The following is a 10273-nucleotide window of genomic DNA, read 5'->3' on the forward strand; positions in this document are numbered from 1 at the left end:
AGATTATTAAGGGATGAACAATAGAAGACAAGAAGCAGGCAGGCTTTGTATAAAGATTATTCATCTATTACCCAGTTACGCGCTAAACCTGCCCCTACATTATACCTCGGCTTGGTTTCCTGAAGTTAGGCGCTAAACCTGGTCTTACAATGTAGATAGTCAGGTTTATTTCCAATCGGTTTCAGCTTGGGATAGCACGTAAGCTGAAACATCGATAATTTGTTGTTCCGACAAACGATCTTTGTAAGCGGGCATAATACCTTTGCCGTTGGTTACTAAGTTGGAAATGTTGGCGATGGAATCCATGCCGTATTTTTTTAATGCTTTTTGTTTCAAGTTTTTGCCGCGCCGGATAATGTTGCTGCCGTTGATGTGACAGCCTGCACAGTTGGCGCTGAAAACTTCGGCTGCCGTTGTGGGATTTGTAGCTGTATCTGCGAGGGCGATTTGGGAATTAGTGGCGATTTCTACAAATGCCAGTGTCAGTATCAATAGAAAGGCGGTGAGAATTTTTTTTAAGTTCTTTAGCGAAATCATTTATTTGCAATTTGAAAAATAGTGCTGAATTTAAGGATATCACTAAATACGGATTTTGGGGTTAACTCAGCGATTTATTCTTCCCAATCGAATGTGCGGGAAACTGCTTTTTTCCAAAAGCGATATTTTTGCTCGCGAAGTGCGATCGGCATTTTCGGTTCCCAAGTACAATCCACCGCCCAATTGTCCCGCAATTCGGCTAGCTGACTCCAAAAACCCACCGCCAAACCGGCCGCATAAGCCGCCCCGAGAGCAGTAGTTTCTGCTACCACAGGCCGCACCACAGGCACTCCCAAAACATCGCTCTGAAACTGCATCAGCGTGTGATTTCCCACCATACCTCCGTCTACTTTTAAAGACAAAAGCTGCACAGCCGAATCCTGATTCATCGCATCCAATATTTCCCGGGTTTGCCACGCTGTCGCTTCCAATACTGCGCGGGCAATGTGTGCCTTAGTCGCGTAGCGAGTTAAACCTGCAATTACTCCCCGGGCGCTGTCTTTCCAATAGGGCGCGTAGAGTCCAGAAAATGCCGGAACAACGTAAACTCCGCCGCTATCTTCGACTGTATTTGCTAATGTTTCTACTTCCGCAGATGTGTTGATGATGCCCAAATTGTCCCGCAGCCACTGCACTAAAGCTCCGGCGATCGCAATACTGCCTTCCAAAGCATACACAGCGGGCGATTCCCCCATCTTGTAGGCGACTGTTGTCAGCAACCCGTTTTTTGAAGGGACGATCGCCTCACCGGTATTCAGCAGCATAAAACAGCCCGTACCGTAAGTATTTTTCGCCTCCCCCGGACTGAAACAAGTTTGCCCGACGAGAGCGGCCTGCTGATCGCCCAAAGCAGCAGCAATTGGAACACCTGCAAGCAATCCTTTTGCAGTTCCAAAAACTTGACTCGAAGGGCGAATTTCTGGCAGCATCTGGCGGGGAATTGCCATTATTTCCAAAGTTTCGGCATCCCAATCAAGGGTTTGCAAATCCATCAGCATCGTGCGGCTGGCGTTGGTAACATCGGTAATGTGCGCGCCGCCAGTCAGGTGCCAAATTAGGAAAGTATCGACATTGCCAAAAATCGCATCCCCTTGATTTGCAGCTTCCCGCAATCCTGCAATATTGTCCAGCATCCACTTAATTTTCGGCCCGCTGAAATAAGTAGCCAGCGGCAAACCGCATCGTTTTTGAAATCGATCTTTGCCCTCAACTTCAGCTAATTGATCGCAAATAAAGCGAGTGCGGGTATCTTGCCAAACAATCGCATTGCCGTAAGGTTTGCCAGTTTTTCTGTCCCAAACAATTGCAGTTTCGCGCTGGTTGGTAATACCGAGGGCAGCAATATCTTTCGGGTCGATATTGCCGATTTCGAGGGCATTTTTAATCACGCTTTGGGTGCGCTGCCAAATTTCATCGGGATTGTGTTCAACCCATCCTGGTTGCGGATAGATTTGCTGGTGTTCTTGTTGGTTGCTGCAAATTATCTGTCCGCGGCGATCGAATATGATAAATCTGGTGCTGGTGGTTCCTTGGTCGATCGCTGCTACGTATTTTTTTGCCAATTGTCTAAAACCTTTTTAGTAATGAGCTATTTAACGTATATGATACTATGTAAAACACAAGCTAATCTCAAAAACTTTAGTTTAGGGAACTCCACAAGTTGAAACTGGCAGATTTGCTCAGGCTCGATCGCACAATTAAGGTTATTGGCTTTGACGACGCTCCGTTTTCTCGTACAAGCGGCAGTCTGGTGTCGATCGCAGGCATAGTCTGCGGGGGAACTCGATTTGAAGGAATGGTGTGGGGACAAGTTTTCCCAGACGGATTAGATGCCACGGATGCTATTTCTGGGCTACTCCTCGGAGGCAAATTTCTGCCGCAATTGCATCTCGTTTTGCTAGACGGAATTGCTTTCGGCGGCTTCAATATTATTGACCTTCCCGAGTTAGCATCGCGGCTGCAAATTCCTTGCGTTGCTGTCATGCGCCGCCAACCAGATTTAGCTGCTGTTGAAAAAGCCCTCCGCCATTTACCCGATTCAGAATACCGTTTAGAATTGTTGCGCCGCGCCGGGAAAATTCACGCTTTTGAACCTTTCTTTTTTCAAGTTTGTGGCGAAAAACCCGAAGTAATTGCGCTGGTGCTTCAGCGTTTGACAGACACTGGGAAAGTTCCTGAAGCTTTGCGTTTAGCTCATTTGATTGGTGCAGCGGTAATTAATGGAGTTAGCAGCAGTTCTGCTTGAATCATTGTTAAGAACGGGCAAGATGCCCGTTCCACAAAGAGTAAATTTTCTGGTGGGGTGGGCATCCTGCCCGCCCAGGAAAGGTTTATTGACAATGGTGCAATATCTCAGTTTGTACTCGCTTACTTACACAATTTCGCCGTCAATTTCACCGAATTCGATTTGAGTTCCCAATGCCAAAGTCAGGGTACTTTCAGGTTCTACCATTTTTATATCGCCTTGAATGTCTGTAGCCCACCAAGCGCGATCGCACAAATTGGTCAATCCTAACGAAAGCTCGTTTCTCGATCGAGAAGTGACTATAGCTACAAGACCGTTAGATGCTGCGGCTGTTAAACTCGGTATGTCAGAGTTGAATAGTTGAGTTCCCGCACTCAGAGGAATAACTCGACTGCCTAATTTCAGAGAAAGTTGGCTGCTGGTAAAAGAATTTACTGCGGGCTGATCTGATATAAAGGTAGGCGGAATATTTGCTGGTGTTGGGGCTGGCAAGTCAGAGTTTCCTACTGTAATTGTACAGTTGCCGATTTTCTTTTGGTCGCCCGATCGCAAATAACTCACCGCCCCGCTATCAAGATTCTCGCAAACAATTTGACCTGCTTCCAATTGAAACCGCATAGCCAAGGGCGAAACATTAGGAATGCAGATAATAGACAAATTTTCATCACTGCCAAAAGTGATAGGTTCCGAGCCCAGAGTGAGAGTGCGATTTGCTCCGGTATCGTAACTAATTACCAGCCAAGCTTTGTTGAACAAAGTTTCAGCTACAACCAACATGATGCCTATCCAAAAACCGATCGCAGCACAGCCAGCTAAACGGCCCGCGGTACCGGATAGATTGTAAGCAAACAGAATAAACAAACAGCCGCCCAAAACTCCTCCAACACCGCCGCCTCCCGTGCCGCGAAGCGCTCCCAAATTAGGAATCCGCTGTGCAAGTCCCAGTCCTAACAAACTGCCAGCTATTCCCCAGCAAATTACTCGCAATAATTCGTTGTTTCCGTCGCCAATTCCGCTGTAAATACCTTCGGCAATCGCCCCAGAAATCGCTCCTGCTATTAAACCAAACAATCCGCCATTTTTTAAAGCCTGTTTAATTTGAGGCTTGCCTTTGATATAGTAATAATAGCCGAACATGATAGCAGTAGCAATGCCACCGCCTACCAATCCAAACCAGCGAGCTGTGGACAATACACTGTCAAAAACAGATTCCGAACCAGTGAGCCCCTGCATGAAAGGTTCGGTGATTAGATTGCCGGCGAAACCGCCGACAGCACCGCTAATGCCAAACTGTAAAGCTTTTTTAAGGGCTGATAGATTTCTTTTCACGGCGCACCAGATTAAAAGTGAGAGTCAAATCTAGCTACAAGCTCGAAACTTACGATTTCCGACGATCTTAATATCTGGCATCACGATCGAGAACAGACCCGACGGCCTGTTGCACAAACGCAAAGAGTGAGTTTTCTTGTGAGGAGTAGGGGTTGGCAGGATATCCCCCCCGTCCAAGACTTATTCAGAATGGTGCAAGATGTGAGACGATCGCACATCTCCCCCTCTATCTCCGGCCTGTCTCCCTTCCCTCTCAGGGAAAAGTCTTTGAGCGTTGCACCGTCGCCCGCCACAAATCCCCCTTAATAATCTATCGCCTGTAACCCTTGCTGTGAGAGAATTATAGCGAGTTTTTAATCCGTGAAATTTTAACGCAGAACACCCTAGCGAGGGTCCCAATATGAAAAGGAATGTTACAAACTATTACAGTAACACTCAGAATGTGAACATAATGCCTCAAAATACTTGCGAGAGGTAGTTGTGTCAGAGAAGCAATATCCTTACTAACTGCCGGACAGTCACTCGATCGCCACTAAGTGGCCTGCTGCAATCTCGATCGTAAATTAAAGATCGCATCAGTCATTTGTGGTATTGTAAGCGACAGGCTTAGTGCGAGCACTCACAACCGCACCGGCGTGAAGAACGAGCGCCGTTAAGCACCGAAGGCAGTCACCCGCCAACAACTTCAACAGTTGCTGAGTGTGGAAAGTCCAGCCTTCCCCGTCAAAGCTCCTGCCTGAGCAGGAAAGATACGGGACGCAAGCGCCCGCCTTCGCTAGCCCAGCGCAGAGCAGTTCATATAGCAAAATATCCAGCGGGTACACACAAGATGAGTATCGTCACCAAATCAATCGTCAACGCAGACGCCGAAGCTCGCTACTTGAGCCCAGGTGAATTAGATCGGATCAAGAGCTTTGTCACCTCTGGTGAACGCCGCGTCCGCATCGCCCAAATTTTGAGCGAATCCCGCGAACGCATCGTCAAGCAAGCAGGCGACCAACTTTTCCAAAAGCGCCCTGATATTGTTTCTCCCGGCGGCAACGCTTACGGCGAAGAAATGACCGCAACTTGCTTGCGCGACATGGATTACTACCTGCGTTTGATCACCTACGGAATCGTAGCTGGCGACATTACTCCGATCGAAGAAATCGGTATTGTCGGCGTCCGCGAAATGTACAAATCTCTCGGCACCCCGATTGAAGGCGTCGCCGAAGGCATTCGCGCTATGAAAAGTGCAGCAAGCTCGCTGCTGTCTGGAGAAGATGCTTCCGAAGCTTCCTCTTACTTCGACTACGTTATCGGTGCGATGCAGTAAGGAATTTCGATTTTAGGTTTTCGATTTTAGATTGAAAAATTGGGGGTTGCCGGCAACAAGTTAAAAGCTTTTGCAAATAACCAGCCAGTTAAAAATCTCAAATCCCAAATCCCAAATTCCAAATTCTAGCTCCAAAATTGGACTGACTCAGCCACTTTCTAGGAAACAAGACAACCATGCAAGACGCAATTACCGCCGTTATCAATTCCTCTGACGTTCAAGGTAAGTACCTGGACATCAGCGCTCTAGACAAGCTCAAGAACTACTTTGCTTCTGGCGAACTGCGCGTCCGCGCCGCTACAGCCATCAGCGCCAATGCAGCCACAATCGTCAAAGAAGCAGTTGCTAAGTCTCTGTTGTACTCTGACGTAACTCGTCCCGGCGGCAATATGTACACCACTCGTCGTTATGCAGCTTGCATCCGCGACTTGGACTACTACCTCCGTTACGCCACCTACGCTATGCTAGCTGGCGACCCTTCCATTCTCGATGAGCGCGTGCTCAACGGTTTGAAAGAAACCTACAACTCCTTGGGCGTGCCCATCGGTTCTACCGTACAAGCAATCCAAGCAATGAAAGAAGTCACCGCTGGTTTGGTCGGTTCTGACGCTGGTAAAGAAATGGGCGTCTATTTCGACTACATCTGCTCTGGCTTGAGCTAAGACTCAGGAAGAAGGAAGAAGGAAGAAGGAAGAAGGAAGAAGAAATAACACTTATTTCTTGCCTCTTTTAACTTTTAACTTTGGACTTGTTACCTTTGGCTTTGAAAAGAGGTCAGGGAAGTTGAGAGTGATTGCTAGACCGTCAAAGGCTTGTCGAGAAAGCCCGACGAGTTTTAACGAGCTAGTTTTGACTCGTAACTCCCTGCCTTCAATCTTTAAAAAATCCATCTAAAAATCTGTAAACCTACTCAGGAGTTAGTTTCCAATGAGAATGTTTAAGGTGACTGCTTGCGTCCCCAGTCAAACTCGCATCCGCACTCAGCGCGAATTGCAAAATACCTATTTTACTAAGCTGGTTCCCTACGACAACTGGTTCCGGGAACAGCAAAGAATTATGAAAATGGGCGGCAGAATTATTAAAGTGCAACTGGCTACCGGTAAGCCCGGAGCTAATACAGGTTTACTTTAAGAGCCGAAGCTGGATTAGTAGAGGGGTAAGAGGTCGCGATGACCTCTTTTTTGTTGTTATAGCAGAAGAAAGAATGTCCAGCGTTTTTAATTTAATCATTGACAAATATTTCAATAAGCAGAAAGTATAACTGCGATTATCGCTAACAAAACAGCAAGCATTTGTGGTAATGTAATAGCCTCTTTCAAGAATAAAGACGATAATAATATAGTAATCAGCGGGTAGATAGACGTAACACTCACTACATTGGCAACTTCACCTTTACTAAGGGCTATAAAAAATACTAATGATGCCACAGTGCCAGCAACGCCAACTACCATCGCAAACAAAATTCCCCTAACATCTCCCTCAAAACTAAAATTATTAGTGTGGAAAATAATAAATAAAGTAGTTAAAATAGCGCCAATTGCTTCATAAACAAAAGCAGTTTTGTAGTCAATATATTTAGTTGCTAAATTGCCAAAAAATCCCCACAAACCATATAATAGCGAGCAGATTAATGCGTAAAATAACCAATCTGGTACTTTAGCCATCTTTGTTAGAGTTTATTGAGAGCATTCTAAAATCCTATGGCTAATGACATTCGACGCTTGATTCCCTTTTTTGACCCCAGCGCGTCTCAATGGGCCGCTGAGGCTCGGTGGCTGAGGTGGCTGACTTTTCTGTGGCTGTTTGTAGGGCTGACAGCATTGTTTTCGGCTTCGTATCCCATTGCAAATTATGAATTTGGAGACGGCCTTTATTATTTTAAACGACAGCTAGTCGCAGTGGCGATCGGGCTGGCCGGCTTTAACTTGATGGTGTACTCCCCACTGCGCTACATCATGAAAACATCTCAGTTAGGCGTTTTGTTGCTGCTGGGACTACTGTGGCTGACTTTGGTTCCGGGGGTAGGAACCACAATCAACGGGGCGACTCGCTGGATATCTCTTGGTCCGGTTCCGATTATTCAACCTTCTGAGTTGATCAAGCCGTTTTTTGTTCTCCAAAGCGCCCGCATTTTCGGCAACTGGTACCGGTTGACGAATAAAGTTCGCTTAACTTGGCTGTTAATTTTCGGTGCAATGCTTTTGGGAATTTTGTTGCAGCCGAATTTAAGTACCACGGCTTTGTGCGGGATGACTTTGTGGTTGGTGGCTTTGGCTGCGGGCTTGCCTTACTTGCAGTTGGGCGCAACGGCTATGGGAGGAATGCTTTTAGCCGTTTTAAGTATTAGTTTTAGGGAATATCAGCGCCGCCGGATTATGTCTTTTCTCAATCCTTGGGCTGACCCGATGCAAGACGGCTATCAGTTGATTCAAAGTCTCCTGGCTGTGGGTTCTGGGGGCGTTTGGGGTGTGGGTTTGGGGATGTCCCAGCAAAAGTTATTTTATTTGCCTATTCAGTACAGCGATTTTATTTTTGCTGTGTTTGCTGAGGAGTTTGGTTTGGTGGGAGGTTTCTCACTGTTGCTGATGTTGGCGGCTTACTCTACTGTGGCGTTGAGGGTAGCGATGAAGGCTCGAAATAGTGAGAGTCAGTTGGTGGCGATTGGGGTGATGGTGGTGATGGTGGGACAGTCGCTGCTGAATATTGGGGTGGCGACGGGGGTTTTGCCGACTACGGGTTTGCCGCTGCCGTTTTTTAGTTATGGGGGTTCTTCGATGTTGGCAAGTTTGTTGTTGTCGGGGTTGCTGATTCGGGTGGCGAGGGAGAGTTCTGAGGCTGATGTGGTTTCTTTAAACGGCCTCCGTGGAAAGCCGGGAAAGCCGAACTTGCGATCTAACAACCCAACTACACAAACCGAGTAATTTGTCAAGTTATTTCTTTGACGCGCGGGTAGCTAGAAACCGGGTTGTTTAACCAAAATATTTGGTTAAAAGCTTCAATAAGAGTCAAAAAACCCGGTTTCTTTAGCTTCTGCTGCGGTATCATTCCGCGCGATCGACTATTTCCGCCCGTCACCTTTATTGGGGGGTTCTTCTTGTTGTTCTTGAGGTTTAGCTGTGATCTCAGTTAATTCTTTTTTGTCTGGTTGCGGTGTTTCTTGAGTTGAGTTAGCCATTGAGTTTTGTCCTAAATAGATGCACCGCTTAATGATATCTTTTCCGGCTACAAATGTATTGCTGTAGATAGGGGGAGGAAAATCAAGACAGACAATTCTGATGCTATTCGATTTGGGCTTTAATATTAGACAGCATTATGTAGATGCAAATGGCTGTCGCTTGCTATACTGCTGGAGGGTTGCAGCCAAACAAATCCGAGGCGGACGCAAAAACACCTTTGTTAAGAATTCAAGGCCGAGATGGCGATCTCGAACGATTAACCCTTGCTGCTGCAATTTTCCCAGCATTCGCGTTACTGTTACCACAAAGAATTGGTTTAAAGCCGGAACTGCGATCGGGAGAAATTAAAAAAAGACTATTCATTACTCCAATCCTCTTCCTTCCAGGTAGATGTCGCTATCTTGCGGTTAACAGTCAACAGTCAACAGTCAACAGTCAACAGTCAACAGCCAACAGTCAACAGCCAACAGAACCGCGTCGTGCAAATCGCATTAGCAATATCTTGATGTGTCAAGTGGATATTCAAACCAGAGGCCTGTCAAAAGTTATGAAACTGCAAAAAATTGGATTGTCGGCACTGATCTCAATCTTAGCGGCGCTGACTGTAGGTGAGTTTCGATTTATCCCTAATTCTCAATTTAAAATCATCAATTCTCAGGCCTTGGCTCAAACTCAAGCTCAGCGGAAAGCCGAAGCAGACAGACTGTTAGACCAAGGGATTGAGCAGTATCAGATTAGCCAATTTCAAGCTGCATTGCAGTCTTGGCAACAGGCACTAATAATTTATCGAGAAATTAAAGACCGCCAACGTGAAGGGTGGGTTCTGGGAAATCTGGGAATTGCTTACGGTAAGCTCGGCCACTACGCCAAACCGATCGAGTACCAACAGCAGTCGTTGGCGATCGCGCGAGAAATTAAAGACCGCCAAAGCGAGGGGAAAGCTCTGGGAAATCTGGGAATTGCTTACTATTCCCTCGGCGACTACGCCAAAGCCATCGAGTACCAACAGCAGTTGTTGGCGATCACGCGAGAAATTAAAGACCGCCAAAGCGAGGGGGCGACTCTGGGAAATCTGGGAATTGCTTACCTTTCCCTCGGCGACTACGCCAAAGCCATCAAGTACGCTCAGCAGCAGTTGGCGATCGCGCGAGAAATTAAAAACCGCCAAAGCGAGGGGGCGGCTCTGGAAAATCTGGGAATTGCTTACGATTTCCTCGGCGACTACGCCAAAGCCATCGAGTACGCTCAGCAGCAGTTGGCGATCGCGCGAGAAATTAAAAACCGCCAAAGCGAGGGGGGGGCTCTGGGAAGTCTGGCAAGTGCTTACCGTAACCTCGGCGACTACGCCAAAGCCATCGAGTACGCTCAGCAGCAGTTGGCGATCGCGCCAGAAATTAAAGGCCGCCACAACTCCATAACGGCTCTGGGAAATCTGGGAATTGCTTACCTTTTCCTCGGCGACGACGCCAAAGCCATCGAGTACGCTCAGCAGCAGTTGGCGATCGCGCGAGAAATTAAAGACCGCCAAAGCGAGGGGGGGGCTCTGGGAAGTCTGGGAATTGCTTACCTTTTCCTCGGCGACTACGCCAAAGCGATCGAGTACGCTCAGCAGCAGTTGGCGATCGCGCGAGAAATTAAAGACCGCCAAAGCGAGGGGGGGGCTCTGGGAAG

Annotated in this window: 11 protein-coding genes; 6 read left to right on the forward strand and 5 right to left on the reverse strand. The window is 47.2% G+C overall.

Translation table 11 applies throughout. The annotated features are described in order from the left end of the window. Nucleotides 1-165: 165 nt before the first annotated feature. Nucleotides 166-537, reverse strand: a complete 372-nt coding sequence (locus QUA62_RS11110; protein WP_333403957.1) for a c-type cytochrome — start codon at nt 535-537, stop codon at nt 166-168. Between the two features lie 74 nt (nt 538-611). After that, complete coding sequence (gene glpK, locus QUA62_RS11115; protein ID WP_333403959.1) at nt 612-2099, reverse strand: glycerol kinase GlpK; 1488 nt, start codon at nt 2097-2099, stop codon at nt 612-614. A 98-nt stretch (nt 2100-2197) separates the two neighbouring features. Here glpK and QUA62_RS11120 point away from each other — a divergent pair, with 98 nt between their 5' ends. Further along, nucleotides 2198-2782: an endonuclease dU gene (locus tag QUA62_RS11120; protein WP_190734964.1), complete on the forward strand. Its 585-nt coding sequence runs from the start codon at nt 2198-2200 to the stop codon at nt 2780-2782. A gap of 126 nt (nt 2783-2908) precedes the next feature. Here the strand turns inward: QUA62_RS11120 and QUA62_RS11125 are convergent, their stop codons facing one another. Next, nucleotides 2909-4111, reverse strand: coding sequence for an FHA domain-containing protein (locus QUA62_RS11125; protein WP_333403961.1), 1203 nt, complete (start codon nt 4109-4111; stop codon nt 2909-2911). Between the two features lie 829 nt (nt 4112-4940). On the opposite strand from QUA62_RS11125, the gene apcA reads away from it, so the two are divergent. The 3 genes from apcA (at nt 4941) to QUA62_RS11140 (ending at nt 6557) form a co-directional block, all read left to right on the forward strand. Then, complete coding sequence (apcA, locus tag QUA62_RS11130; protein ID WP_006634931.1) at nt 4941-5426, forward strand: allophycocyanin subunit alpha; 486 nt, start codon at nt 4941-4943, stop codon at nt 5424-5426. Between the two features lie 176 nt (nt 5427-5602). After that, nucleotides 5603-6088, forward strand: a complete 486-nt coding sequence (gene apcB, locus QUA62_RS11135; protein WP_006634930.1) for an allophycocyanin subunit beta — start codon at nt 5603-5605, stop codon at nt 6086-6088. Nucleotides 6089-6353: 265 nt separating this feature from the next. Continuing rightward, nucleotides 6354-6557 carry a phycobilisome linker polypeptide gene (locus QUA62_RS11140; RefSeq protein ID WP_006634929.1) on the forward strand — a complete coding sequence of 68 codons (204 nt, stop codon included), beginning with the start codon at nt 6354-6356 and terminating at the stop codon, nt 6555-6557. A gap of 110 nt (nt 6558-6667) precedes the next feature. Here the strand turns inward: QUA62_RS11140 and QUA62_RS11145 are convergent, their stop codons facing one another. Further along, on the reverse strand, nt 6668-7090 hold the full coding sequence (locus QUA62_RS11145; protein WP_333403963.1) for an EamA family transporter: 423 nt from the start codon (nt 7088-7090) through the stop codon (nt 6668-6670). 36 nt (nt 7091-7126) lie between these two features. Here QUA62_RS11145 and QUA62_RS11150 point away from each other — a divergent pair, with 36 nt between their 5' ends. After that, nucleotides 7127-8347 carry an FtsW/RodA/SpoVE family cell cycle protein gene (locus tag QUA62_RS11150; protein ID WP_333403965.1) on the forward strand — a complete coding sequence of 407 codons (1221 nt, stop codon included), beginning with the start codon at nt 7127-7129 and terminating at the stop codon, nt 8345-8347. Between the two features lie 389 nt (nt 8348-8736). Here the strand turns inward: QUA62_RS11150 and QUA62_RS29360 are convergent, their stop codons facing one another. Next, complete coding sequence (locus QUA62_RS29360) at nt 8737-8889, reverse strand: hypothetical protein (protein WP_445301656.1); 153 nt, start codon at nt 8887-8889, stop codon at nt 8737-8739. Between the two features lie 260 nt (nt 8890-9149). Between QUA62_RS29360 and QUA62_RS11155 the strand changes: the two genes are divergently transcribed. Further along, nucleotides 9150-10273, forward strand: a 1124-nt coding sequence (locus tag QUA62_RS11155) for a tetratricopeptide repeat protein (protein WP_445301655.1), incomplete at its 3' end; no start/stop codon positions are given.

The organism is Microcoleus sp. MON1_C1, assembly GCF_036701945.1.
GTDB lineage: Bacteria > Cyanobacteriota > Cyanobacteriia > Cyanobacteriales > Microcoleaceae > Microcoleus.